Genomic DNA, 26,224 nt, shown 5'->3' on the forward strand with positions numbered 1-26,224 from the left:
GGCGAATGCGGACATTCCCTGTCCTCAGCCCGGCGTAGATTTGATGCATGAGCCTTGCCCAGGAGATCAACCGGGTCGTCGCGCCCTTCGAGGTCGTCAGCGAATACCAGCCAGCGGGTGACCAGCCGACTGCAATCGCCGAGATCGCCGAACGGATTCAGAACGGCGAGAAGGACGTCGTTCTGCTCGGCGCAACAGGTACGGGCAAGAGCGCCACGACGGCCTGGGTGATCGAGAAGCTCCAGCGCCCAGCTCTCGTGATGGTGCAGAACAAGACTCTGGCTGCTCAGCTGGCCAACGAGTTCCGTGAGCTCCTGCCGAACAACGCCGTCGAGTATTTCGTCTCGTACTACGACTACTACCAGCCCGAGGCGTACGTCCCCCAGACTGACACGTACATCGAGAAGGATTCCTCGGTCAACGAAGAGGTTGAGCGACTTCGGCACTCGGCGACGAATTCGCTGCTCACCCGGCGCGACGTCATCGTGGTCGCGACGGTCTCCTGCATCTACGGCCTCGGCACGCCCGAAGAGTACGTGGCGGGGATGGTGACCCTGCGGCAGGGCATGGAACTCGACCGCGACGCGCTGCTGCGGAAGTTCGTCTCGATGCAGTACGTGCGCAATGACATCGATTTCCATCGGGGCACGTTCCGGGTTCGGGGGGACACCGTGGAGATCATCCCGATGTACGAGGAACTCGCTCTCCGCATCGAGTTCTTCGGCGACGAGGTCGAGAGCATCCACACGCTCCACCCCGTCACGGGCGAGGTGATCCGCGAGGAACAGGAGATGTACGTCTTCCCCGCCTCGCACTATGTGGCTGGCCCAGAGCGAATGAACCGGGCCGTCACCGCGATAGAGGACGAGCTCGCAGAGCGTCTCAAGACACTCGAGTCGCAGAACAAGCTCGTAGAGGCGCAGCGACTCCGGATGCGGACGACGTATGACCTCGAGATGATGCAGCAGATGGGCTTCTGTTCGGGAATCGAGAACTACTCACGCCACATCGACGGGCGCGAGGCGGGCTCGGCCCCGCACTGCCTCCTCGATTACTTCCCCGAAGACTTCCTGTTGGTGATCGACGAGTCCCACGTGACAGTGCCGCAGATCGGCTCGATGTACGAAGGGGACATGTCGCGGAAGCGGACTCTCGTGGACCACGGCTTCCGGCTGCCCTCGGCCATGGACAACCGGCCCCTCAAGTGGGACGAGTTCCTCGAGCGCATCGGCCAGACTGTCTACCTCTCGGCAACTCCGGGCAAGTACGAGCTCGGCAAGTCCGACGGCGTGGTGCAGCAGATCATCCGCCCGACTGGCCTCGTCGACCCCGAGGTGATCGTCAAGCCGACCAAGGGACAGATCGACGATCTCCTGGGCGAGATCCGGGACCGCGTGGAGCGCGACGAGCGTGTTCTCGTCACGACCCTCACGAAGCGCATGGCGGAGGACCTCACGGACTACCTCATGGGTCATGGCGTCAAGGTCCAGTACCTGCACTCCGACGTCGACACGCTGCGCCGCGTCGAACTGCTGCGCGAGCTGCGCCTCGGCGTCTTCGACGTCCTCGTCGGCATCAACCTCCTGCGCGAGGGCCTCGACCTTCCTGAGGTCTCGCTCGTGAGCATCCTCGACGCGGACAAGGAGGGCTTCCTCCGCTCGTCCACGTCCCTCATCCAGACGATCGGGCGCGCGGCCCGCAACGTGTCGGGGCAGGTTCACATGTACGCGGACAAGATCACCGACTCTATGGCTCAGGCCATCGACGAGACGAATCGGCGGCGTGATATCCAGCTCGCATTCAATCGCGACCACGGGATCGACCCCCAGCCCCTGCGCAAGCGGATTGCAGACATCACGGACCAGCTCCTCCGCGAGGACCAGGACACGCGGGCCCTGCTGGAGAGCCAGCGCACAGGTAAGGGCGGCAAGCGAAAGGGGACGCCCGCTGTCGCGGAGAAGGCCGAGGCGGAGTTGCGGCGCGACGGCGTGGCTGCGGCGCCGGCGGAGGATCTTGTGGGGCTCATCGAGCAGCTCACCGAGCAGATGCACGGTGCCGCCGCCGAGCTGCAGTTCGAGCTGGCGGCGCGGCTCCGAGACGAGGTCGCCGATCTCAAGAAGGAGCTCCGGCAGATGCAAGCGGCCGGGCATGCGTAGGCCCGCTGTGCGCGGGCTAGGCCAGATCAGCCTTCCCGAACGAGGCCGAGGAGCCGTGCGAAGATGCCTTCGCCGTCGTCCGCGATGCCGTCGTGATGGAAGTCGGCCGTCTCCCAGACCCTGAGACCTCGGATTCTGCGGGCCGTCTCGAGGGACAGCGAACGATCCACGTAGATGTCGTCGCGGTAGACGGCGGCTGCAACCGGGACCTCGTTCTCGGCGAGCCGGGACGCGTCATAGAGGGCACCCCAGTCCGACTTCTCGGCGAGGAGGGCGGCCGTCTCGGCGAGCGGGACGAGGGCGGGATCCTGCTCGAAGAGCCAAGGGCAGACCATTTCCCCGAGGAGGAGAGGCTCGTCCCGGTCCGGCTGGAACTCGGGATACTCGGACTGGACGCGCCACGCCGCCCAGTCGGTGGGCTCGCCTTGCGCGTAGATCGATTCGTGCATCACGGCGTAGAGCGGGTTGGGTGCGCGCGTCACGAGGGCGTGAACCTGGTGGAGGAACGCGTCGGCCAGACGTCGGCCGTCCATGGACTGTGTGAAGGCGTCTTCAAGAAGGTAGTGGAGCGTATCGACGCGCGTATTCCCGCCGAGAAGGTTGCCCACGAGCTGAAAGCGTTCGGGAGTGAGGCGGCTGCCGTCGGGGAGTCGCTCGCCCACGCGGCGCAGGTGCTCAGCGATCTCTGCCACGCGCTGGCGGTCAGCTGGATACCACGAGAAGTACTCGGCGTTCCGCTCGGCAAGACGGGCGTACGTGGCGCGGTAGATCCGCTCGGCTGGGCCGTCCAAGGGCGCTAGGCCGCCCGTGACAAGGGCCTCACGGATCCCCTGGGGAGCAATCGAGAGGTAGGTGAGGGTGCAGAACCCGCCGTAGCTCTGGCCGTAGACGGTCCAGGGACCCGAACCCAAGGCACGCCGGATCGACTCGCAGTCCAAGACGATTGAGTCTGCACGGAAATGAGCCAGGTATTCAGCCTGCTCTCTCGGCTTGCCGCGCCGGGGGAGCGTGAGCCGATCCGCTGGGGTCGAGAGGCCCGTCCCGCGCTGGTCGAGCATGAGGATGCGGAAGTCCTTCGCCGCCTCCTTCATCCAGCCGGACAGCGACGTGACACGGACCCCGCGTCCCCCGGGGCCACCCTGGAGGAACACGAGCCACGGGAGGCCGTCGATCGATTCCGTGGGATGCGCCGCCGAGACGTATTCGCGGGCGAAGACCTCGATGTGCTCGCCGTCGGGATCGCCGTGGTCGAGCGGCACGTCGAAGGCGTGCTCGGTCGTCCGCAGGCCTCGGAACGCATGCCTCCCGAGGACCCTATGCCGTGCGGTGCCCTCTCGGGTCACTGGGATGACCCGAAGGCGGCGAGGCTGGAGCCGGTCAGCCTGAACGTGTCCCATTCGTCCATCGGCCGCGCGCCGATGCTTCGATAGAACCCGATCGAGGGTTCGTTCCACTTGAGGACGCTCCACTCGACTCGTGCGTAGCCCCGCTCGACCGCTGTGCGGGCCAGCTCGCGGAGCAAAGCCTTCCCGTAGCCGCGCCCGCGTGCCTCGGGCCGCACGTACAGGTCCTCCAGATAGATCCCGTGAGTGCCTTCCCACGTCGAATAGTTGAGGAACCAGAGCGCAAAGCCCAGCACCTCACCGCCCTCGTCGACCACGTGCGCGAAGATGGCGGGGCTCTCCCCGAAGAGCTGCTCGGTCAGCACCGCCACGGTGTTCTTCACGGCGTCCGGCTCGCGCTCGTACACGGCAAGGTCGCGAATCAGCCCGAGAATCGCAGGGACATCGTCGGGGGTAGCGCGCCTCAAGGTGGTCACGGGGGAAAGACTCATGCCCTTTAACCTATCCGCCGAGGCGCCCGATCTGCGTCACGTGGATGACAGCGGAACCCGCCTCGTCGCTCGCCGCAAGGTCGACGTCTGCCGAGAAGCCCCAGTCGTGGTTCCCAGCCGGATCATCGAAGATCTGCCGGACGTGCCACACGCGAGGCTGCTCGTCGATGACGAGGAGCTGCGGACCGCGGGCGTCGGGCCCGGTTCCGATGTCCTCGTGTTCGTCGAAGTAGGCGTCGAGCGCGTCCTCCCACGCGTCGATGCCGAAGCCGGTTCCCGCATCGGCGGCCGAGCTCCTGTCCAGTTCAGCGAGCCCCGCCGAGTCCTCATCGGCGAAGAGCTCGACTCTGCGGAAGAGCTCATTCCGGACCATGACCCGGAAGGCTCGCCGGTTCGAGGTCAGCGCAGGCGGCGGGGGCGGCGGGGCATCGTGCGGGTGCAGCTCATGCCCGCTCGTGAGTTCCTCCCATTCGTCGAGCAGGCTCGAGTCCACCTGCCGCACGAGCTCGCCAAGCCACTCAATGAGATCCTCGAGGTCGTCCCGAAGGGAATCCTGTGGCACCGTCTGGTTGAGTGCCTTGTAGGCATCCGTCAGGTACCGGAGGACGATGCCCTCACTTCGGGCGAGCGAATAGAACTGCACGAATTCGCCGAAGTCCATCGCCCGCTCGTACATGTCGCGCACGACGGACTTCGGCGCGAGTTCGAAATCGCCGACCCAGGGAGCGTGCTTCCGGTACTCCTCGAACGCAGCCTCGAGGAGCTCCTTGAGCGGTTCGGCGTAGGTGACCGTGTCGAGGATGGCCATGCGCTCGCTGTACTCGAGCCCTTCGGCCTTCATCGCGGCCACGGCGTCCGCGCGGGCCCGCTTGAGCTGCGCCGAGAGGATCTGCCGCGGCTTCTCGAGCGTCGCCTCGATGACGGAGACGACGTCAAGGGCGTACGACGGCGACTCCGGGTCGAGGAGGTCGAGCGCGGCGAGGGCGAACGGGGAGAGCGGCTGGTTGAGGGCGAAGTTCTCCTGGAGATCGACGGTGAGGCGCAGGGTGCGTCCCGTCGCGAGATCATCGGCGCTCAGCTCGTCTTCTGGTATCCGCTCGACGACGCCGGCCGCGAGGAGCTCGCGGAGGATTCCGAGGGCACGCCGCATGAGCCGGAGCTGGACCGCCCGCGGTTCGTGATTCTCCTCGAGGAGGCGGCGTGCCGCGGCCACGGGATTTCCGGGGCGCGCAACCAGGTTGAGGAGCATCGCATGCGTCACCGTGAAGCTCGAGCTGAGAGGATCGGGGGAGGCCTCGACCAGCCGCTCGTAGGTGGGCCGTCCCCACGAGACGAAGCCTTCCGGTGGCTTCTTCTTGACGACTTGGCGCAGCTTGCGCGCATCGTCGCCGAACTTGGCGCGCGCCTTCTCGAGGGCCCGGTTGTTCTCGACAACGTGCTCGGGGGCTTGGACGACGACGGTCCCGGCCGTGTCGAATCCGGCCCGGCCCGCGCGTCCCGCGATCTGGTGGAATTCACGCGCGTTGAGGTGGCGCGTGCGCTGACCGTCGAACTTGCTGAGCGCAGTGAGCAGCACCGTGCGGATCGGGACGTTGATCCCGACCCCGAGCGTGTCGGTCCCGCAGATCACCTTGAGCAGACCGGCTTGCGCGAGCTGCTCGACCAAGCGACGGTACTTCGGCAGCATGCCGGCGTGATGGACTCCGATGCCGTGCCGCACCAGCCGGTTGAGGGTCTTCCCGAACCCTGCGGCGAAGCGGAACCGCGCGATGAGCTCGGCGATGCGCTCCTTCTCCTCGCGCGTGCAGACGTTGACGCTCATGAGCTGCTGCGCGCGTTCGATGGCCTCGAGCTGGCTGAAGTGCACGACGTAGACGGGTGCCTGCTTCGTCGCGAGCAGCTCCTCAAGCGTCTCGTGGACGGGCTTCTCCTCGTAGTAGTAGTGCAGGGGGATGGGGCGTTCCGCCCCGGCGACCGTCGTCGTCGTCCGCCCCGTCCGCTCGGTGAGCTCGCGCTCGAAGCGGCTCACATCGCCGAGGGTCGCGCTCATGAGGAGGAACTGCGCCTGGGGGAGTTCGAGGAGGGGAACCTGCCAAGCCCAGCCGCGCTGTGGGTCCGAGTAGAAGTGGAACTCGTCCATGACGACTGGCCCGAGCTCCGCAGCCGCGCCCTCACGCAGCGCGTGGTTCGCGAGGATCTCCGCCGTGCAGCAGATGATCGGCGCCTGGCCGTTGACCGACGAGTCGCCTGTCACCATCCCGACATTCTCAGCGCCGAAGATCTCGCACAGGGCGAAGAACTTCTCGGAGACGAGCGCCTTGATCGGGGCCGTGTAGTAGCTGCGCTGGCCGGTGGCGAGGCCGTAGAAGTGCGCTGCGATCGCAACAAGCGACTTGCCGGACCCAGTTGGGGTCGCGAGGATCACATTGTTCCCTTGGACGAGCTCCATGACGGCCTCGTCCTGCGCCGGATACAGGGAGAGGCCCCGGCCCTCCGCCCACTCGACAAATCGCTCGTACACGGCATCGGCCAAGCCGTCGTGGACAATGGCGGCTTCACCGGGGAGGCCGGCGTCTGGGAGGAGCTTGTCAAGTCTCATGGCGCCTCCAGCCTATCCGCACTAGCGTGGAGCCATGAGTGCTTCGCCCACGTGGGATCCGGCCCTCTATGTCCGTTTCGGCGACCACCGCGGCCGGCCGTTCTTCGACCTGACCTCACGCATCGGCGCGGAGGCGCCGCGGCACGTCGTCGATCTCGGCTGCGGCGCCGGCACATTGACAGCGGCGCTCGCCGACCGCTGGCCGGACGCCGTCGTCGAGGGGATCGACAGCTCGCCCGAGATGATCGACGCCGCGCAGCGGACTACGCCGGGGAGGCCCGGCTTGAGCTTCCGGCTCGGGGACCTCGTCGCTTGGGCCCCCGAGGACGACGTCGACGTCGTCGTCTCGAACGCCGTCCTCCAGTGGGTGCCGGGGCATCAGGCGCTCATAGGACGATGGCTCGAACAGCTCGCTCCGGATGCCTGGCTTGCGGTCCAGGTCCCCGGGAACTTCGGAGCGCCATCGCATACGCTCCTGCGCGAACTCGCCGAATCGTCCCAGTGGGAGCGCCGGCTCCGTGGCGTCCTCCGCCACACTGACGCCGTCGGGGAACCAGCCGACTACCTGGACCTCATGCGGTCCGCGGGCTGGGAGGCGGATGTGTGGGAGACGACATACTGCCAGGTCCTCACGGGGGAGGATCCCGTGCTCAACTGGGTCCGGGGCACGGCCCTGCGCCCAGTCGTCGATGCACTGAGCCCGGAGGAGAGCGCGCAGTTCGAGGAGCAGTACAACCAGCTTCTCCTCGACGCCTACCCGGCACGCGAGTACGGCACCGTCTTCCCGTTCCGGCGGCTCTTCTGCGTAGGCCGGAAGCCGGCTCCGGCCAATGGGACGGACGTCTTCTAGCTGCGAGCTTCCAGCCGCTACCAGCCCCGCGCCCGCCACTCGCCGAGCTGCGGGCGTTCGGTTCCAAGCGTCGTCGGGCGCCCGTGGCCGGGAAGCACGATCGCGTCGTCCGGGTAGGTCTCGAAGAGCCGCTCGACGACATCGGCGAACAGGAGGGCGAAGCGATCCGGGTCCTTCTGGGTGTTCCCCACGCCACCCGGGAACAAGGAGTCGCCCGAGAAGATGAGGTGCGGGGCATCACCGTCCTTGAGGACGTACGCGATGGAGCCGGGCGTGTGGCCCCGGAGATGCACGGCCATCAGGTCGAAGCCGTCGAAGTTGCCGACGTCGCCGTGATCTAGGACGACGTCGACGGGCACGGGGATGCCGGAAACGTCTTGCCGGCCCGCTGCGGTCCGGGCGCCGGTCTCCGCGATAAGTCCTTCGAGCGCCCGCACGTGGTCCCAGTGCTGATGGGTCGTCGCGACGAGCTCAAGGTGAGCGGGCTGTGCAGCGTCCCGCGCCCCCTCGTCGAGGAGGCGCCGGATCGCGGGGAGATCGTCGGCGGCGTCGATGAGCACCTGCTGCCCCGATTTCTTGGCCGTGATGAGGTACACATTGTTGTCCATGTCGCCGACTGAGACGCGCCGGACGGTGACGTGGTCAAGGTCATGGATGAGGCTCGTCATGGCGCCAGTCTAGGCGCGCTCGGGATCGTGTGGACGGGGCGTGTTGCGCCTTACTCTGGTGGTCATGGAAGAAGCGGACTTCCCGGGGGCGTGGCGCCCGGATCAGGACCATGCGACACCCCTCTTCGAACAGCTCCGGCGCCGGGTCGCCGACCTCGTCGCGGAGGGTTCGCTGCCCGCGGGGCGCCGCCTTCCTCCCGTCCGCTCCCTCGCCGCCGATCTGGGCCTCGCCCCTCACACGGTTGCACGGGCCTATCGCGAGCTCGAGGAGGCCAAGGTTGTCGTGACCCGCGGGCGTGCGGGCACCGTCGTCGCGCCCCGGGACGAACGTGAGGAGGAACTCACGACGGCGGCGGCGGCCTTCGCGTCTGCCGCGAGCATCCGGGGCTGCACCTTCGAAGAGGCCGTCAGGCTGCTCGAGCAGGCCTACTCGCGGCTCTGAGGGTGCCTTTGGGGGCGGGAGGCGAGCGCTCTTGGCGAGGCTGTCAGCCCTGAGCGGAGCAGTTGGAAGTTCGAAGACGTCTTCGACTACCATGATCGGGTGCAAACTCCCCCTTCTTTGTCCCCGGTTTCGGAGGACGTCTCGGCCGCGCTGTCTCACGGCGCTCCCGAGGACGTGACTGACACCCCCATCAGCTCGCTCCGAGCTGACCTGTCGCGTCTCGTGGTGAAGGGGGCGCGGGAGCACAACCTGCGCAACATCGACCTCGACCTTCCCCGCGACGCGATGATCGTCTTCACCGGCCTCTCCGGTTCGGGAAAGTCGTCGCTCGCGTTCGACACGATCTTTGCCGAGGGGCAGCGGCGTTATGTCGAGTCGCTCTCGGCCTACGCCCGCCAGTTCCTCGGCCAAGTGGACAAGCCCGACGTCGACTTCATCGAGGGCCTCTCGCCTGCTGTGTCGATTGACCAGAAGTCGACGAGCAAGAACCCCCGGTCGACCGTCGGCACGATCACCGAGATCTACGACTACATGCGCCTTCTCTGGGCACGCGTCGGCCGTCCACACTGTCCGATCTGCCACGAGCCCGTCACGCGCCAGACTCCCCAGCAGATCGTCGACCAGCTTCTCGACCTTGCCGAGGGCACGCGGTTCCAAGTGCTCGCGCCAGTCGTCCGCGGGCGCAAGGGCGAGTTCGTGGACCTCTTCAAGGATCTCGCGGCGAAGGGCTACGCGCGTGCTCGCGTCGACGACGAGCTCATCCAGCTCGCCGAGGCCCCCAAGCTCGGCAAGCAGTTCAAGCACACGATCGAGGTCGTCGTCGACCGCCTCGTTGTCAAGGAAGGCATCCGGCAGCGCCTCGCCGACTCCGTCGAGACAGCGCTCGGGCTTGCTGAAGGAAGAGTCCTCGCCGACTTCGTCGACCTGGCGCCCGACGACGATCACCGGGTCCGCGCCTTCTCCGAACACCTCGCATGCCCCAACGAGCATCCGCTCGCGATCGATGAGATCGAGCCGCGATCATTCTCGTTCAACAACCCCTTCGGCGCGTGCCCCGCGTGCACAGGGATCGGCACCAAACTCGAAGTTGACGAGGACCTCGTGGTCCCCGACCCCGAGCTGAGCCTTTCGGAGGGCGCGATTGCGCCCTGGTCACTGGGCCAGGCCACGCAGGAGTATTGGACGCGCCTGCTCGAGGGCCTCTCGGATGAGCTGGGCTTCTCGATGAGCACCCCATGGCACAGCCTTCCCCAGTACGCTCGCGATGCGGTGCTGCATGGCAAGGACCACAAGGTCGTCGTGCAGTACCGAAACCGTTTCGGCCGGGAGCGCAAGTACAGCACGGGCTTCGAGGGCGCGGTCTCGTACATCCAGCGCAAGCACGCCGAGACGGAGTCCGATTCTGCCCGCGACAGGTATGCCGAGTACATGCGGGAGATCCCGTGCCCGGAATGTGGCGGAGCGCGGCTCAATCCGGCGTCCCTGTCCGTCCTCGTGGGCGGCAAGTCGATCGCGGCTGTGTGTGCCTTGCCGCTCCGGGAGGCCAGCGAGTTCCTCGGCGGGCTCGAGCTGAGCAATCGCGAACGCCAGATTGCGCACCAGGTCCTCAAGGAGATCGACGCGCGCCTGACGTTCCTCCTCGACGTGGGCCTCGAATATCTCAACCTCGAGCGCGCCGCGGGAACGCTGTCCGGGGGCGAGGCGCAGCGTATCCGCCTCGCGACCCAGATCGGCTCGGGTCTCGTGGGGGTGCTCTATGTCCTCGATGAGCCGAGCATCGGTCTTCACCAGCGGGACAACCGCCGGCTCATCGAAACGCTCACCCGTCTGCGCGACCTCGGGAACACGCTCATCGTCGTCGAGCATGACGAGGACACCATCCATGAGGCCGATTGGATCGTCGACATCGGGCCCGGGGCAGGCGAGCACGGCGGTAACGTGGTCCACTCCGGCCCGCTTGCGGGCCTCCTCGAGAACCACGAGTCGCTCACGGGCGACTACCTGTCGGGGCGCCGGGCCATCGAGGTGCCCAAGAAGCGCCGCCCCATTGACCGGAAGCGCCAGCTCAAGGTCATCGGTGCGCGGGAGCACAACCTCCAGAACGTGGACGTGACGTTCCCGCTCGGGGTTCTCACTGCCGTGACGGGGGTGAGCGGCTCTGGGAAGTCGACGCTCGTCAACGAGATCCTCTACAAGGTGCTCGCCAATCGCCTGAACGGTGCCAAACAGGTGGCCGGGCGGCACACGCGCATCGAGGGACTCGAACACCTCGACAAGGTCATTCACGTGGATCAGAGCCCCATCGGGCGGACCCCTCGATCGAACCCAGCCACCTACACGGGCGTCTTCGACCACATCCGCAGGCTCTTCGCCGAGACGACTGAGGCGAAGGTGCGGGGCTATCAGCCCGGGAGGTTCTCGTTCAACGTCAAGGGCGGCCGTTGTGAAGCCTGCTCGGGCGACGGCACGATCAAGATCGAAATGAACTTCCTCCCGGACGTCTACGTCCCCTGCGAAGTGTGCCACGGAGCTCGGTACAACCGAGAGACCCTCGAAGTGCACTACAAGGGAAAGACGATCGCGGACGTTCTCGATATGCCGATTGACGAGGCCGCAGAGTTCTTCTCGGCGTTCGCCCCGATCGCGCGCCACCTGAACACGCTCGTCGATGTCGGCCTCGGCTATGTGCGCTTGGGCCAGCCTGCCACGACGCTTTCGGGCGGCGAGGCGCAGAGGGTCAAGCTCGCCTCCGAGTTGCAGCGCAGGTCCAACGGGCGCAGCGTCTACGTGCTCGACGAGCCGACCACCGGACTCCACTTCGAAGACATCCGAAAGCTTCTGCTCGTGCTTCAGGGCCTCGTCGAGAAGGGGAACACGGTGATCACGATCGAGCACAATCTCGACGTCATCAAGAGCGCGGACTGGATCATCGATCTCGGACCCGACGGCGGCTCGGGGGGCGGCCAGGTGATCGCAACGGGAACTCCGGAGGACGTGGCAAAGGCCGAGCGGAGCCACACCGGGCAGTTCCTTGCAGAGATCTTCGACCGGAGACCCGCCTGATCCGGGAACGAGCGCGGCCATGAACCTCTCGGAATAGGGGTAGCAGACGCACCGGCAAGCTCGTATTCCGTTAGGTGCATACGAGTTTCGGCTACTGACCCCCGTATGGGAGACTGTCCCGGTGACAGTCAGCCCGGCCCTCGTGATCTTCGATCTGGACGGAACCCTCGTAGACCCTGCCGGGAGCATCACGGGCGGCATCGCTGCTGCGCTCGAGGTTCATGGCCTGCCGGTTCCGGATCAGTCTTCGCTCGATGCGATGGTCGGGCCGCCGCTCATTGAGTCGCTGCGCCGCTTCGCCTCCGTCCCCGAGGGGGCCATGACGTTGGTCGTCCAGTCGTATCGAGAGCGATACATCTCGGAGGGCATGGCGAACAGCCGCCCCTATCCCGGAATACCCGAGCTGCTGAGCCGACTCCGTTCGAGCGGATACCACCTCGCGGTCGCGACGCAGAAGCCAGAGGGCCTCGCAAAGAAGCTTCTGAGGCTTCAAGGCCTCGACGCCTACTTCCACAGCATCCACGGGGCACCGGACGACGAGACTCTTCCGCCGCTCCCTGACGGCAAGGTGAGCATCGTGGCGGCGGCGCTCGAGGTCAACCACGCGTCCCGAAGCCGAGCGGTGATGATCGGCGACCGTCGGCATGACGCCGTCGGTGCCGCGGCCAACGGCATTGCCTGCATCGGCGTGACGTGGGGCTTTGCCGAGCCGGGCGAACTCGAGGCGCAGAACCTTGCCGCCTACGCATCCAACGCACTCGAGGCGGGCGACGCCGTCGAACGCCTCGTCCCGCTCCGCGCGCAAACCGCGCCCTCCGCCCGTATCGAATCGACCGAAGCGGAGGCCAGCCGGTGCCGCTGATGTATCAGGCTACGCGCACGAGCATCCGCGGCCTCATCGCTACCCTTTGCAGGCCCACCCTGACGGGATTCGAGAACGTGCCGGTCGACGGGCCGTTCATCGTGGCCTCGAACCATCTTTCGTTCTTGGATTCGGTCATCATCCAGGCCCTCATGCCTCGGAGGGTCGGCTTCTTCGCGAAGGCGGAGTACTTCACGGGCCGAGGCGTCAAGGGCAAGATCATGAAGTCGTTCTTCGAGGGTGTCGGTTCCATTCCGGTGGAGCGGGGGGAGCAGGCCGCGAGCGTCGCGGCGCTCAAGACGCTCCTCGATGTCCTCGAACGGGGTGAAGGGGTCGGGATCTACCCTGAGGGGACCCGCTCCCGCGATGGCCTCCTCTACCGAGGCCGCACCGGTGTCGGCTGGCTCACCCTTACTACGGGGGCCCCCGTAGTCCCGGTCGGCTTGGCCGATACAGACCGGCTCCAGCCTGCCGGAACGAGTGCCGTTCGGCCACAGCATTTCAGCATGCGAGTCGGCGAACCGCTCTATTTCGACAAGCTCGGACCGGACCACTCACTCCCGGTTCGGCGCGAGGCGACCGACCGCATCATGGATGCCATCGCCGCGTTGAGCGGCCAAGGGCGGGCAAGCGGCTACAACAAGCCGCCCACCCAGGAGTAGCGCCCGCTCCTGGTCCCGGAACCACCCGTGCACCCTCACTAGACTGGAGCAGTGGCAGATCCAGCGAGCTACAGGCCGAAGACAGGTGAGATCCCGAACGATCCGGGCGTCTACCGCTTCCGCGATCCCCACGGCAGGGTCATCTACGTCGGGAAGGCAAAGAATCTCCGCCAGCGCCTGACCTCGTATTTCGCGAACCCCGCAACCCTCCTGCCCAAGACGTATGCGATGGTCCACGCGGCGGCAAGCGTCGAGTGGACGGTCGTCGGAAGCGAGCTCGAGGCGCTCCAGCTCGAGTACACGTGGATCAAGGAATTCGCTCCGCGCTACAACCTGGCGTTCCGCGACGACAAGACGTATCCCTACCTTGCCGTGACGCTGGGGGAGAAGTTCCCCCGTGTCCAAGTCATGCGAGGCGATCGCCGGAAAGGCACCCGCTACTTCGGGCCGTACACGGCGGGCGCGATCCGGGAGACCATGGACACCCTGCTCAAGGTCTTCCCTGTCCGGAGCTGCAGCGCCGGCGTCTTCAAGCGCGCCGAGCAGAGCGGCCGTCCCTGCCTCCTCGGCTATATCGACAAGTGCTCGGCCCCGTGCGTGGGCAGGGTGAGCGTCGAGGAGCATCGGGCGCTCGCGGAAGACTTCTGCGCCTTCATGGGCGGGGAAGCCAAGCGATTCATCTCCCAGCTGGAGAAGAGGATGGCGGCTGCCGTGGAGGAGCTCGACTACGAGACCGCGGCGTCGCTCCGGGACGACATCATCGCGATGCGGAAGGTGTTCGAGCGCAACGCCGTCGTGCTCTCGGAAGATACCGACGCGGACGTCTTCGCCGTCGAGGAGGACGAGCTTGAGGCGGCGGTCCAGGTCTTCCACGTGCGCGGGGGCCGAATCCGCGGCCAGCGGGGCTGGGTCGTGGAGAAGGTCGAGGAGACGACCGGGGCAGCCCTCATCGAGCATCTCCTGCAGCAGGTGTACGGCGCCCAGGCGGAGACCGACACGAGGATTCCGCGGGAGGTGCTCGTGCCCGTCCTGCCCGACGACGCCGAGCAGCTCACCGTCTGGCTCACCGGCCTCCGCGGAGCCAAGGTGGATCTCCGTGTGCCCCGGCGCGGAGACAAGGCCGCGCTTGCCAAGACCGTGCACGAGAACGCGGTGCAGGCGCTCAAGCTCCACAAGGTCCGCCGGGCGGGCGACATCACGACCCGCTCCCTTGCCCTCCAAGAGCTGCAAGAGGCCCTCGAGCTCCCCGAGCCACCGCTGCGGATCGAGAGCTTCGACATCTCGCACGTCCAGGGTACGAACGTGGTCGGCTCGATGGTTGTCGTCGAGGATGGCCTCGTCAAGAAGTCCGAATACCGCAAGTTCTCAGTCACGGGCGATGCGGCCCGGGACGACACGACAGCGATGCACGATGTGCTCACGCGGCGCTTCCGGAGCTATCTTGCCGACAAGGAACTGCCGGTTGCCGAGCGAGACCAGCACAGCAAGTTCGCCTATCCGCCCAACCTCGTCGTGGTGGACGGCGGCCAGCCGCAGGTCGCTGCGGCCATGAAGGCGCTCGCCGAGCTCGGGATCGGCGAGCACGAGATCCGCGTCGTCGGCCTGGCCAAGCGGCTTGAGGAGGTGTGGCTCCCCGAAGGGGACTTCCCGGTGATCCTGCCGCGCGCCTCACAGGGCCTGTACCTCCTGCAGCGGATCCGGGACGAGGCGCACCGTTTCGCGATCACCTTCCATCGGCAGAAGCGCGGCAAGGCGATGACGGCGTCGCTGCTCGACGACGTTCCCGGCCTCGGCCCAGCGCGCAGGAAGGCACTCCTGGCCCACTTCGGATCGGTCAAGAAGCTTCGGGCCGCGACGCCCGAAGAGCTCGCGGGCGTGGCCGGTGTCGGTCCGTCGCTCGCGGCGTCGGTATACGCGGCGTTCCACGGATCTGGCGCGGAACAGCCCGCTCCCGCTGTGAACTACGCGACCGGCGAAATCCTGGAGTCTTAGCTAGGCTGGGCCTCATGACCCAGACCAGCGCGGCGGACCCGCATGAGCCCACTGAGCTGACCCCCGTGAAGCCTCAAGGTGCCGAGCTGCTCATCGTGACCGGTATGTCGGGTGCCGGCCGCAGCACGGCCGCGAATGCGCTGGAGGACCACGGCTGGTACGTCGTGGAGAACCTTCCGCCCCAGCTGCTCGGGACCTTGTCGGAACTCGTCGCGCATGCGTCGGACCGCATCCCGAAGCTCGCCGTTGTGATGGACGTCCGCAGCAAGGCCCTGTTCGCGGACATTCGCGAAGCACTGCATGCCCTCGATTCCCGAGGGGTCGAGTATCGAGTGCTCTTCCTCGACGCGACCGATGACGTCCTGATCCGACGCTTCGAGCAGGGCAGGCGCCCCCACCCGCTCCAAGGCGGCGGCCGTATCCTCGACGGCATCACAGCTGAGCGCCAGATCCTCGCTGAGCTGCGCGAGCAGTCCACCCTTGTGCTGGACACTTCCGAGTACAACGTGCACGGGCTCGCCACGGCGATCACCGAGCTGTTCTCGGAGAAGGGGCCGGTCACGCTGCGGATCAACGTCATGAGCTTCGGCTTCAAATACGGCCTCCCGGCCGATGCGAACTACGTTGCCGACGTCCGGTTCCTTCCGAATCCGCACTGGATCCCGCAGCTGCGCCCGCACACCGGGCTCGACCCGGATGTCCGGGACTATGTCCTCGTCGCCAACGGCGCAGAGGAGTTCGTCACGCGGTACGTCCACGCGCTCGAGCCCGTCCTGAGGGGATACCGCAAGGAGAACAAGCACTACGCGACCATCGCCGTGGGCTGCACAGGGGGAAAGCACCGGTCGGTCGCGATCGTCGAGGAGCTCGCCAAGCGTCTCTCGCAGCAGCCGCGCGTCACGGTGACGACCTCGCACCGCGACCTCGGGCGCGAGTAATGAGCATGTTCACCGGCCAGCTTCCCCTCATCCCGCCCGGATCTGGCACGTCGGGCGGCGTCCCCAAGGGGCCCTCCGTCGTCGCCCTGGGCGGTGGGCACGGCCTCTCGGCTTCGCTGTCCGCGCTGCGCCTCCTCACAGCGGACCTCACCGCCGTCGTCACCGTTGCGGACGACGGCGGCTCCTCCGGCCGTCTGCGCCGCGACTTCGGCGTCATCCCCCCGGGCGACCTGCGGATGGCCCTTGCGGCGCTCTGCGACGACACAGACTGGGGTCGCACGTGGCGAGACGTCATGCAGCACCGCTTCCAGTCGCCGGCGGGCACAAGCGGACTCGAGAACCACGCGATGGGAAATCTGCTCATCATGACGCTCTGCGAGCTGCTCGGCGACGTCGTGGACGGCCTCCGCTGGGCTGGGGCGCTTCTCGGCGCGCGTGGCCAGGTCCTGCCCATGTCGCAGGTGCCGCTCATGATCGAGGGGACGCTCGCCTCATCCGACGGCAGCCCCGGCGAGCTCATCCGCGGTCAGGCCGCGTGCGCTATCGCCGGCCGGCTCGAGGGCGTTCGGCTGCTGCCCGAGGACGCCCCCGCCTGCCCCGAGGCGCTGAGCGCGATCGAATTCGCCGACTGGGTGGTTCTGGGGCCAGGTTCGTGGTACACCTCGGTGCTGCCGCACCTCCTGCTGCCGGAGCTACGGCAGGCTCTCTCGGATACGCCCGCACGGCGATGCCTCGCAATGAACCTCACAACAGACACGAAGGAGACGAGCGGAATGTCCGGGGCAGACCATCTGCGCGTCATCCAGCGCGCCGCCCCGGAGTTCACCATCGATGCCGTCATCGCGCAGGCGGGATCGGTCGGTGACGCAGCAGAGTTCGAAAGGGCTGCCGCGGAGCTGGGTGCAGAGGTCCACTTCGGTAGAGTGGGTGCTTCGGGCCACCGGGCGGTGCATGATCCGCTCCGACTTGCGGCGGCCTATCACGAGGTGTTCTCCGGCGGCACGGCATGACGCGCGGAGGCGAAACGAGGAGTGTGGCGATGGCATCGCAATCTGCGGCGGGGCGGCGCGGGAAGGCGGCGGCATGGCTCTGACCCAGAGCGTCAAGGAAGAGCTCTCGCACCTGGCTGTGAAGAAGTCATCGGAGCGCAAGGCCGAGGTCTCGGCGATGCTCCGGTTCGCCGGAGGCCTGCACATCATCTCCGGGCGCATCGTGATCGAGGCTGAGGTGGATCTCGCTTCGACGGCCCGCCGTTTGAAGACCGCGATTGCCGAGGTCTACGGTCACGCCGCAGAGATCATCGTCGTCTCTGGCGGCGGTCTGCGGCGGGGGAGCCGCTACGTGATCCGCGTCGTCCGCGAGGGCGAGGCTCTCGCGAGGCAGACAGGCCTGCTCGACAACCGCGGCCGCCCTGTACGCGGGCTGCCCTCCGCCGTCGTCAACGGCTCGGCCGCGGACGCGGAGGCGGTCTGGCGCGGTGCATTCCTTGCCCACGGATCGCTGACCGAGCCCGGCAGGTCCTCATCGCTCGAGGTCACGTGCCCCGGCCCTGAGGCCGCTCTCGCGCTTGTCGGCGCGGCCCGCCGTCTGGGGATCGCGGCAAAGGCGCGCGAAGTGCGCGGCGTTGATCGCGTCGTCGTCCGCGACGGCGATACGATCGCTGCTCTTCTGACCCGGATGGGCGCGCACGATGCGCTCATGGCGTGGGAGGAGCGGCGGATGCGGAAGGAGGTCCGCGCCACTGCGAACCGACTCGCCAACTTCGACGATGCCAACCTTCGCCGGTCGGCACAGGCCGCGGTCGCGGCGGGCGCCCGTGTCGAACGAGCACTGGAGATCCTCGGCGAGGACGTCCCCGAGCATCTCCGCTACGCGGGCGAGCTTCGAGTGGCCCACAAGCAGGCCAGCCTCGATGAGCTCGGACGGCTGGCCGACCCGCCCCTGACGAAGGATGCGATCGCAGGCCGAATCCGCCGCCTCCTCGCCATGGCGGACAAGAAAGCGGTGGAAACCGGGATTCCGGGTACAGAGGCTAACGTTACGCCGGACATGCTCGACGGCTGACTGCCGGAGGACGTTCCGCAATGTGAGCCGGCGATCTGCAGACGATCGGGCCATCTGCATAGGATGGAGCCGTCACCAGCCCGTCACGCGCCACACGGCGCGGCGGGAAACCGACAGATGGAGGATGTTGTGACCTACGTACTGCCTGATCTTCCGTACGACTACGCGGCCCTCGAGCCACATATCTCGGCACGGATCATGGAGCTCCACCACGACAAGCACCACGCGAGCTACGTGGCCGGCGCGAACACCGCGCTCGAGAAGCTCGCCGAGGCCCGCGAGGCCGGAAACTTCACGGACATCCCGCGCCTCAGCAAGGATCTGGCGTTCCACCTCGGCGGCCACACCAACCACTCGATCTTCTGGAAGAACCTCTCTCCCGAAGGTGGCGGCAAGCCTGAGGGCGAGCTCGCGGCTGCGATCGATGAGGCGTTCGGTTCCTTCGACAAGTTCGTCGCGCACTTCAGCGCCGCAGCGACGAGCCTCCAGGGCTCAGGCTGGGCGATCCTCGCGTACGAGCCCCTCGGTGGGAATCTCGTCATCGAGCAGCTCTACGATCAGCAGGGCAACATCCCGGTTGGGACCATCCCGCTGCTCATGCTGGACATGTGGGAGCACGCGTTCTACCTCGACTACGTGAACGTGAAGGCGGACTACGTCAAGGCGTTCTGGAACATCGTCAACTGGGCCGATGTGGCGCAGCGCTTCGAGGCGGCCCGCTCTGGCGCCAAGGGCCTCGTCACGCCCGTCTGACAGTGAAGCAACTGTGTGCGCAGAGGACTCAGTGAGCTGAGATTTCTGTCACATTGCGGAGAATTCACCCGTCATCCCCGGAAAGAGGGCTCGTCTGTTCACGGACGGGCCCTTTTTCCGTAGGATGGGGTGCGGAAAGGCCACCAGCCTTTCAGCCATGACAATGGAGACTCGGGCTGCAGGCCTTTCCTTGTGCAAATTCTCTGCCCAACGATGTGCGAGACCGTTCAGACAGTCCGAGCAGTCACCTAGGTGGGGTGCTCGGCTGAGCATCAAGGAGAGCAACCAGAGTGACTACCCGCATTGGCATCAACGGCTTCGGCCGGATCGGCCGCAACTTCTTCCGCGCGGCACTCGCCCAGGGAGCCGATCTCGAGATCGTCGCCGTCAATGACCTCACGAGCCCAGAGACTCTGGCCCACCTGCTTAAGTACGACTCGATCACGGGCCGCCTCGCCGAGAAGGTCGAGGCCCGAGACGGCAACATCGTCGTCGGCGGCAAGGAGATCAAGGTCCTCGCGGAGCGCGACCCCGCGAACCTCCCGTGGAGCGATCTCGGGGTGGATATCGTCATCGAGTCCACGGGCTTCTTCACGAAGGCCGCGGACGCCAAGAAGCACCTCGCTGCCGGCGCCCGCAAGGTCATCATCTCGGCCCCGGCGACCGATGAGGACGTCACGATCGTCATGGGCGTCAACGACGAGGTCTACGACCCGGAGAAGGACAACATCATCTCCAACGCGTCGTGCACCACGAACTGCCTCGGCCCGCTGGCCAAGGCGATCAACGACGCGTTCGGGATCGAGCGCGGGCTCATGACGACGATCCACGCCTACACCGCTGACCAGAACCTGCAGGACGGCCCCCACCGCGACCTCCGGCGTGCACGCGCCGCTGCGATCAACATGGTCCCCACCTCGACGGGCGCGGCGAAGGCGATCGGCCTCGTGCTCCCCGAGCTCAAGGGCAAGCTTGATGGCTACGCGATCCGCGTCCCCGTCCCGACCGGCTCGGCCACTGACCTCACGGTCACGCTGTCCCGCGAGGTCACGAAGGACGAGGTCAACGCCGCGGTCAAGGCTGCGTCCGAGTCGGGCCCGCTCGCCGGCTACCTCTCCTACACAGAGGACCCGATCGTGTCCTCTGACATCGTGACGGATCCCGCCTCGTCGATCTTCGACGCGGGCCTCACCAAGGTCATCGGGAACCAGGTCAAGGTGGTCTCCTGGTACGACAACGAGTGGGGCTACTCGAACCGCCTCGTCGACCTCACGGAGCTCGTCGCGTCCAAGCTCTGAGAACGCCGTAACGTTCTCGGAACTCGGATAGCCTGAGTCCATGACTGCACACACTCTCGACGAGCTGCTCGCCGATGGTGTCCGTGGGCGGCACGTTCTGGTCCGGTCGGACCTGAACGTGCCGCTCGACGGTTCCACCGTGACCGACGACGGCCGGGTCCGCGCGTCCCTTCCCGTCATCTCGAAGCTGGCTGAGGCCGGCGCCCGGGTCATCGTCTTGGCCCACCTCGGCCGCCCCAAGGGGATGCCGGAAGAGAAGTACTCGCTGCGGCCCGCAGCTGACCGTCTCGCCGAGCTTGCCTCGTTCCCCGTGCGCCTCGCCGGGGACGTGGTCGGCCCGAGCGCCCAGGAGCTCGCTGCTGGCCTCGGCGACGGCGAAGTCCTCGTGCTGGAGAACGTTCGCTTCGACGCGCACGAGACGAGCAAGATCGACGCCGAACGCGAGGAGTTTGCGCGCGAGCTTGCGGCGCTCACCGGTGAAAACGGGGCCTACGTCGACGACGCTTTCGGTGCGGTTCACCGCAAGCATGCGAGCGTCTACGACATCGCCTCGGTTCTGCCCGCCTACCTGGGCGAGCTTGTCCGAGCCGAGGTCGAGGTGCTCAAGCGCCTCACCGAGGGCGCCGAGCGCCCGTACGTCGTGGTCCTCGGCGGCTCGAAGGTCTCCGACAAGCTCGCGGTGATCGACAACCTCATCGGAAAGGCCGACAGGCTTCTGGTCGGCGGTGGGATGCTGTTCACGTTCCTCGCCGCGCAGGGGCACAAGGTCGGATCGAGCCTCCTCGAGCGGGACCAGATCCCAACGGTCCAGGCGTACCTCGAGCGGGCGACGGCGGCGGGCACCGAGTTCGTGCTGCCCACCGACGTCGTGGTCGCCTCGAAGTTCGCTGCCGACGCTGACCACGAGGTCGCGGCGGCCGACGCCATCGAGGAGACCACCTTCGGCGAGGCGGGGATCGGCCTCGACATCGGCCCTGACACGGCGAAGGCCTTCGCGAACGAGATCGAAGGTGCCAAGACCGTGTTCTGGAACGGGCCGATGGGCGTCTTCGAGTTCCCTGCCTTCGCGGCGGGCACGAAGGCCGTCGCCCAAGCCCTCGCCGACGCGACCGCGGCGGGTGCCCTCACGGTCGTCGGCGGCGGCGATTCGGCCGCGGCCGTGCGGACGCTCGGCTTCGCCGATTCCCAGTTCGGGCATATCTCGACTGGGGGCGGGGCGAGCCTCGAATATCTCGAGGGCAAGGAGCTGCCGGGCTTGACCGCCCTCGGCGCCTAGCCTTCTCAATGACGCCGGGTGCGCTCACCCTCGAGGGAGCGCACCTGGCGTTCTCTTCGCTTGCAGGAACATCCCACAGGAGACAGCGTGACCACTTCCTCGAACGGCTCGTTCGACCGCATCCCGCTCATCGCCGGCAACTGGAAGATGAACATGGACCACGTCCAGGCCATCACCCTCCTCCAGAAGCTGGCCTGGACCCTCGAGGACAAGCGCCACGACTTCGGCCGGGTCGAGGTGGCCATCTTCCCGCCGTTCACCGACCTCCGTGGGGTGCAGACCCTCGTGCAAGGCGACGACCTCAAGATCGTCTACGGGGGCCAAGACCTCTCGCCCTTCGATTCGGGCGCGTACACCGGGGATATCAGCGGGGCGTTCCTCGCGAAGCTCGGGTGCACCTACGCCCTCGTTGGCCACAGCGAGCGGCGCACAGTGCACGGCGAGTCTGACGAGGAGCTCAACGCCAAGACGAAGGCGGCGTACAAGCACGGGCTCGTACCCGTCCTCTGCGTTGGCGAGGGCCTCGAAGTCCGTCAAGCGGGCAAGCACGTCGAGCATACTCTTGCGCAGCTCCGCGCCGACGTGGACGGGCTCACCCCTGAGCAGGCTTCATCCCTCGTCGTGGCGTACGAGCCCGTGTGGGCCATCGGAACCGGCGAGGTTGCTGGCCCTGAGGACGCGCAGGAGATGTGCGCAGCCATCCGGGCGGAGCTCTCCTCGATCTTCGGCGACGAGGCCGCACGCGGCACCCGGCTCCTGTACGGCGGCTCCGTCAAGGCGGCGAACGCGGCGGCGATCCTCAGCCAGCCTGATGTCGACGGCGTGCTCGTCGGCGGCGCGAGCTTGGACCCAGCCGAGTTTGCTAGCATTGTCAGGTTCGAGAGCCACGCCGGCGCGTAGCGTTCTCCGTCATCGCTCGACCCGTCGTACTGTTCGACCCGCATTACCACTCGAGGAAGGCCACGAGGCACCAGCGTGCAAGTACTCCAGATCATCCTGCAGATCCTGCTCGGCATCACGAGCCTGCTGCTGACCCTGCTCATCCTCATGCACAAGGGTCGTGGCGGGGGCCTCTCGGACATGTTCGGCGGCGGAATGTCCTCTGGCCTTGCGTCTTCCGGCGTCGCGGAGCGGAACCTCAACCGCTTCACGATCATCCTCGGCATCACGTGGGGCGTGGTGATCGTCGCTCTCGGCCTCATCATGCGTTTCTCCGGAACCAGCAGTTCCTGAGAGGAGAGGGGGCTGAAGCCCCAATAACCTTTCAAGGGTCTCAACCTTCAAGGGTCAGGTCCCGCGGGTGTTCCACCCGCGGGACCTGACCCTTGAAGTGTCTGGGCTCCCTTTTCCGCTTGTCCTCCGCTCAGGCGGAAGTCCTCCGCTCAGGCGGAAGCCGGCTCCTTGCGGAGGAGGTTCTCGGGCACCTGCGCGGCGGCGTCGGCGTCGATGAGCCACAGGGTGCGGTTGCGCCCTCGCGCTCCGGCCGCAGGAACCTGCACGGGCCCAGCTCCCGCAAGGGCGAGACCGACTGCGCCGGCCTTGTCTTCACCCGCCACGAGCATCCAGACCTCGTCGGCCGACTTGAGCGCGGGGAGCGTGAGGGAGATCCGCTCCGGAGGCGGCTTCGGTGAGTTCGTGACGCCGACGACGGTCGGCTTCGTCTCGCGGATCCCCGCCATCTCGGGGAAGAGCGACGCCACGTGCGCGTCTGGGCCCACGCCAAGCAGGAGGACGTCGAAGCGGGGGAGAGGGCCCGGCTCGTCGGGCCGACTATCCGAAAAGTCGGCCTCGTGTTCCCGCGCCGCAGCTTCCTGAAGCTGCTGCGCGTAGTCCGCCGCGGCGTCGTCCGGGCTCTTGAACTTGTCTGAGTCGCCGGGGACGTGCACACGGGCAGGGTCGAGCGGGAGCTGGTCCAAGAGCGCTGCGCGCGCCTGGACCACGTTCCGGTCCGGTGAGTCGGCCGCCACGAAGCGCTCGTCGCCCCACCACACGTTGACCTTCGACCAGTCAACGGCGCGGCAGGCCGGGGACTCCGCGACTGCTCGGAGCGTCCCGATCCCCATCGTGCCGCCCGTGAGGACGATGGTGGCGTCCCCGTAGCGGTCCTGCGTGTCAACGAGCTTCGTGATGAGGCGCGCCGCTATGGCCGCCAGCAGCACTGACGAATCGGGATGGATGCTGACGCGTGGATCAGCGCTCACTGGGCGTCACACTCCTCAGGTTGGTCCGGGGGAGGCCCTCGGCGAGGACCTCGCCGAACACCTGGTCGGGATCGAGCCTTCGGAGCTCCTCCGCGAGGCAGTCCTCGAGAGTGCGGCGTGGGAGGGCGATGCGCTGCGACGGCTGGCCCGGCTGGGTCAGCTCGGCGACGGTGAGGCCCGGCCGGTAGAGCTGGATGTCGCCCGAGGGGCGGTTCAGCCGGACCCGCCGGATGCCGGTACCTGCCGGGTCCGCGACGATGGTCACTGGCACATCGAGCTCGAGCGTGAGCCACGCGGCAAGCAGGACGGTGCTGGGCGAGTCCGAGGCACCTTCGACGGTCACTCCTGTGATGGGGGAGTCGTCGGCCTGATCGAGGGCCGCCGCGAGCTGGATCCGCCAGTTCGTCACGCGGGTCCACGCGAGGTCCGTATCGCCTGCGCGGTAGGTATCACGGATCCGATAGAGCGCCTCGGTCGGGTCCGGCTCGTTGCCGGAGTCGGTGATCCGTCGATGGGCGATGCAGCCGACGGAGGTCGCGGCGGCGTCGGTCGGAGCACCGTGCGGCCACCACGCAACGATGGGGGCATCAGGGAGGAGCAGCGCCGCGACGAGTGACTCGCTCTCCTCCGCGAGGCGGCCATAGCCGCGAAGGACGACGACCTCCGAGGCACCGGCGTCTCCGCCGACGCGGATCTGGCCGTCAATCCTGTCGGCCGCATCGCGGCCTGAATCGACGAGCACGATGATCCGGCAGGGGTGCTCGCGGCTCGCCTGATTGGCTGCCTCGATGGCCTCCTCCTCGAAGCCGTGCTTCGTAATGACGACGAGCGTCAGGACTCGGCCGAGGGCTACGACTCCGCCCTGATGGCGGAGGTTCATGAGCTCCTTGGAGATCTTCGAAGTCGTCGTGTGGGGTAGATCGATGATCAAGGCCGCCTCCAAGAGCGTCCGTCGCGGGCCATGAGCGCGTCAGCCGACGCGGGCCCCCAGCTGCCGGGTGCGTAGGGCTCGGGCTTGTCTCCCGTGTTTGCCCAGTACTCTTCGAATGGGTCGAGGATCTTCCACGAGAGCTCGACTTCCTCGTGCCGAGGGAAGAGCGGCGGCTCCCCGAGCAGGACATCGAGGATGAGCCGTTCGTAGGCCTCGGGAGAGGACTCTGTGAAGGAGTTCCCGTAGCCGAAGTCCATGCTCACGTCGCGCACTTCCATCTGCGTACCCGGCACCTTGGAGCCGAACCGGATGGTGGCACCCTCGTCCGGCTGCACGCGGATCACGACCGCGTTCTGGCCGAACTCGGCGGTGCCCTGGTCGCGGAAGAGGAGGTTGGGGGCCTTCTTGAAGACGACGGCGATCTCCGTCACCCGGCGCCCGAGGCGCTTTCCGGCGCGGAGGTAGAACGGCACGCTTGCCCAGCGGCGCGTGTTGATGTCCACCCGGATCGCGGCGTAGGTCTCCGTCGTCGAATCGGCCGGGATGCCTTCTTCCTCGAGGTAGCCCTTGACGAGCTCGCCACCCTGCCAGCCACCCGTGAACTGCCCGCGGGCAGAGTGCTGCGAAAGGTCCTCGGGAAGCCGCACGGCGGCGAGAACCTTCTCCTTCTCGGCACGCAGATCCTCGGCGTCGAAGGAGATGGGCTCCTCCATCGCGGTGAGGGCAAGGAGCTGGAGCAGGTGGTTCTGGATGACGTCACGCGCTGCGCCCACGCCGTCGTAATAGCCGGCGCGGCCGCCTGTTCCGATGTCCTCGGCCATCGTGATCTGGACGTGGTCGACGTAGTTGCCGTTCCAGATGGGTTCGAAGAGCTGATTGGCGAAGCGGAGGGCCAGGATGTTCTGAACCGTCTCCTTGCCGAGATAGTGGTCGATCCGGAACACGGCATCGGGCGGGAAGACGGACTCGACGATGTCGTTGAGCTGGCGTGCGGATTCGAGATTGTGGCCGAACGGCTTCTCGATGACCACACGGCGCCACTTGCCTTCTTCCGCTTGAGCGAGCCCATGGGCAGAGAGCTGGCGGCAGACCTGCTCGAAGGCCTTCGGCGGGATCGAGAGGTAGAACGCGTGGTTGCCCCGCGTACCTCGCTGCTCGTCCAGTTCCTCGAGCGTCGCCTTGAGGCGTTCGAACGCCTCGTCGTCGTCGAACGAGCCTTGGACGAAGCGCACGCCCTCGTTGAGCTGAGCCCACACCGCCTCGTCGAAGGGGGTACGCGCGTACTTCTTGACAGAGGCCTTGACCTCTTCGGCGAAGTCCTCCTTCTCCCACTCGCGGCGGGCGAACCCGACGAGCGCGAAGCTGGGCGGCAGAAGGCCTCGGTTCGCGAGGTCGTACACGGCCGGCATGAGCTTCTTGCGAGCGAGGTCACCCGTGACTCCGAAGAGCACGAGCGACGACGGCCCTGCGATCCGGTTCAAGCGCCGGTCTCTCGGGTCACGGAGCGGATTCCCGCGCCGCTTCGACCCGGCCGCGCCGTTGTCGTTCTCTGGCATGATGCCTTTCTATTCCTTCCATGCGGTCCGGCAAAGCGGAACCGAGCAAAAGCCGCCGGCCCGGCCGGGAAGGCCGGGC

Annotated in this window: 22 protein-coding genes; 15 read left to right on the forward strand and 7 right to left on the reverse strand. The window is 67.0% G+C overall.

Translation table 11 applies throughout. The features are described 5' to 3' along the window. The first annotated feature begins 47 nt into the window (after window positions 1-47). Complete coding sequence (gene uvrB, locus LK10_RS01850) at window positions 48-2,156, forward strand: excinuclease ABC subunit UvrB (RefSeq protein WP_043119707.1); 2,109 nt, start codon at window positions 48-50, stop codon at window positions 2,154-2,156. A 26-nt stretch (window positions 2,157-2,182) separates the two neighbouring features. Here uvrB and LK10_RS01855 read toward each other — a convergent pair whose 3' ends face one another. From LK10_RS01855 to LK10_RS01865, 3 genes are read right to left on the reverse strand one after another with little or no spacing between them, the layout of a single operon-like run. Beyond that, window positions 2,183-3,505 (reverse strand): alpha/beta fold hydrolase, encoded by a 1,323-nt coding sequence (locus LK10_RS01855; RefSeq protein WP_043119796.1) that lies wholly within the window; start codon window positions 3,503-3,505, stop codon window positions 2,183-2,185. Further along, window positions 3,496-3,990, reverse strand: coding sequence for a GNAT family N-acetyltransferase (locus tag LK10_RS01860; RefSeq protein WP_408021429.1), 495 nt, complete (start codon window positions 3,988-3,990; stop codon window positions 3,496-3,498). The genes LK10_RS01855 and LK10_RS01860 overlap by 10 nt, the downstream gene beginning before the upstream one ends. A gap of 10 nt (window positions 3,991-4,000) precedes the next feature. Next, the gene (locus LK10_RS01865) at window positions 4,001-6,589 is read right to left on the reverse strand and encodes a DEAD/DEAH box helicase (RefSeq protein ID WP_043119709.1); all 2,589 of its coding nucleotides are present in this window, start codon (window positions 6,587-6,589) and stop codon (window positions 4,001-4,003) included. Between the two features lie 34 nt (window positions 6,590-6,623). On the opposite strand from LK10_RS01865, the gene LK10_RS01870 reads away from it, so the two are divergent. Then, window positions 6,624-7,439 (forward strand): trans-aconitate 2-methyltransferase, encoded by an 816-nt coding sequence (locus LK10_RS01870; protein WP_043119711.1) that lies wholly within the window; start codon window positions 6,624-6,626, stop codon window positions 7,437-7,439. A 17-nt stretch (window positions 7,440-7,456) separates the two neighbouring features. Here LK10_RS01870 and LK10_RS01875 read toward each other — a convergent pair whose 3' ends face one another. Next, window positions 7,457-8,107, reverse strand: a complete 651-nt coding sequence (locus tag LK10_RS01875) for an MBL fold metallo-hydrolase (RefSeq protein WP_043119713.1) — start codon at window positions 8,105-8,107, stop codon at window positions 7,457-7,459. Between the two features lie 64 nt (window positions 8,108-8,171). Here LK10_RS01875 and LK10_RS01880 point away from each other — a divergent pair, with 64 nt between their 5' ends. The 13 genes from LK10_RS01880 to secG all read left to right on the forward strand — a co-directional run bounded on the left by LK10_RS01880 (window position 8,172) and on the right by secG (window position 22,690). Continuing rightward, on the forward strand, window positions 8,172-8,549 hold the full coding sequence (locus tag LK10_RS01880) for a GntR family transcriptional regulator (RefSeq protein ID WP_043119714.1): 378 nt from the start codon (window positions 8,172-8,174) through the stop codon (window positions 8,547-8,549). Window positions 8,550-8,723: 174 nt separating this feature from the next. Beyond that, on the forward strand, window positions 8,724-11,612 hold the full coding sequence (gene uvrA, locus LK10_RS01885; protein ID WP_197061826.1) for an excinuclease ABC subunit UvrA: 2,889 nt from the start codon (window positions 8,724-8,726) through the stop codon (window positions 11,610-11,612). Between the two features lie 121 nt (window positions 11,613-11,733). Further along, window positions 11,734-12,474, forward strand: coding sequence for an HAD hydrolase-like protein (locus tag LK10_RS01890; protein ID WP_052206834.1), 741 nt, complete (start codon window positions 11,734-11,736; stop codon window positions 12,472-12,474). Then, a complete protein-coding gene (locus LK10_RS01895; protein ID WP_043119799.1) occupies window positions 12,474-13,136 on the forward strand; it encodes a lysophospholipid acyltransferase family protein in 663 nt (220 codons plus the stop codon). Before LK10_RS01890 ends, LK10_RS01895 begins: the two co-directional genes overlap by 1 nt. Before the next feature lie 51 nt (window positions 13,137-13,187). Then, window positions 13,188-15,128: an excinuclease ABC subunit UvrC gene (gene uvrC / locus LK10_RS01900; RefSeq protein ID WP_043119716.1), complete on the forward strand. Its 1,941-nt coding sequence runs from the start codon at window positions 13,188-13,190 to the stop codon at window positions 15,126-15,128. Between the two features lie 14 nt (window positions 15,129-15,142). Further along, a complete protein-coding gene (gene rapZ / locus LK10_RS01905; protein WP_043119717.1) occupies window positions 15,143-16,066 on the forward strand; it encodes an RNase adapter RapZ in 924 nt (307 codons plus the stop codon). Beyond that, the gene (locus LK10_RS01910; protein ID WP_043119718.1) at window positions 16,066-17,076 is read left to right on the forward strand and encodes a gluconeogenesis factor YvcK family protein; all 1,011 of its coding nucleotides are present in this window, start codon (window positions 16,066-16,068) and stop codon (window positions 17,074-17,076) included. The genes rapZ and LK10_RS01910 overlap by 1 nt, the downstream gene beginning before the upstream one ends. A 73-nt stretch (window positions 17,077-17,149) precedes the next feature. Next, window positions 17,150-18,130, forward strand: coding sequence for a DNA-binding protein WhiA (gene whiA, locus LK10_RS01915; protein WP_043119719.1), 981 nt, complete (start codon window positions 17,150-17,152; stop codon window positions 18,128-18,130). 117 nt (window positions 18,131-18,247) lie between these two features. After that, on the forward strand, window positions 18,248-18,883 hold the full coding sequence (locus tag LK10_RS01920; protein ID WP_043119720.1) for a superoxide dismutase: 636 nt from the start codon (window positions 18,248-18,250) through the stop codon (window positions 18,881-18,883). A 290-nt stretch (window positions 18,884-19,173) separates the two neighbouring features. Continuing rightward, the gene (gap, locus tag LK10_RS01925; protein ID WP_043119721.1) at window positions 19,174-20,181 is read left to right on the forward strand and encodes a type I glyceraldehyde-3-phosphate dehydrogenase; all 1,008 of its coding nucleotides are present in this window, start codon (window positions 19,174-19,176) and stop codon (window positions 20,179-20,181) included. A 40-nt stretch (window positions 20,182-20,221) separates the two neighbouring features. After that, window positions 20,222-21,457: a phosphoglycerate kinase gene (locus LK10_RS01930; protein WP_043119723.1), complete on the forward strand. Its 1,236-nt coding sequence runs from the start codon at window positions 20,222-20,224 to the stop codon at window positions 21,455-21,457. 87 nt (window positions 21,458-21,544) lie between these two features. Beyond that, window positions 21,545-22,357, forward strand: a complete 813-nt coding sequence (gene tpiA / locus LK10_RS01935; protein ID WP_043119724.1) for a triose-phosphate isomerase — start codon at window positions 21,545-21,547, stop codon at window positions 22,355-22,357. A gap of 75 nt (window positions 22,358-22,432) precedes the next feature. After that, window positions 22,433-22,690 carry a preprotein translocase subunit SecG gene (gene secG / locus LK10_RS01940; RefSeq protein ID WP_043119726.1) on the forward strand — a complete coding sequence of 86 codons (258 nt, stop codon included), beginning with the start codon at window positions 22,433-22,435 and terminating at the stop codon, window positions 22,688-22,690. A 149-nt stretch (window positions 22,691-22,839) separates the two neighbouring features. On the opposite strand, the gene pgl is transcribed toward secG, so the two are convergent. The 3 genes from pgl to zwf are packed head-to-tail and all read right to left on the reverse strand — an operon-like array spanning window position 22,840 to window position 26,145. Further along, window positions 22,840-23,658, reverse strand: coding sequence for a 6-phosphogluconolactonase (pgl, locus tag LK10_RS01945; RefSeq protein WP_043119729.1), 819 nt, complete (start codon window positions 23,656-23,658; stop codon window positions 22,840-22,842). Then, window positions 23,648-24,589, reverse strand: coding sequence for a glucose-6-phosphate dehydrogenase assembly protein OpcA (locus LK10_RS01950; protein ID WP_043119731.1), 942 nt, complete (start codon window positions 24,587-24,589; stop codon window positions 23,648-23,650). Before LK10_RS01950 ends, pgl begins: the two co-directional genes overlap by 11 nt. Continuing rightward, window positions 24,586-26,145: a glucose-6-phosphate dehydrogenase gene (gene zwf, locus LK10_RS01955; RefSeq protein ID WP_043119733.1), complete on the reverse strand. Its 1,560-nt coding sequence runs from the start codon at window positions 26,143-26,145 to the stop codon at window positions 24,586-24,588. Before zwf ends, LK10_RS01950 begins: the two co-directional genes overlap by 4 nt. Window positions 26,146-26,224 lie beyond the last annotated feature (79 nt).

It is taken from the genome of Sinomonas humi, from assembly GCF_000802235.1.
Taxonomy (GTDB): Bacteria; Actinomycetota; Actinomycetes; order Actinomycetales; family Micrococcaceae; genus Sinomonas; species Sinomonas humi.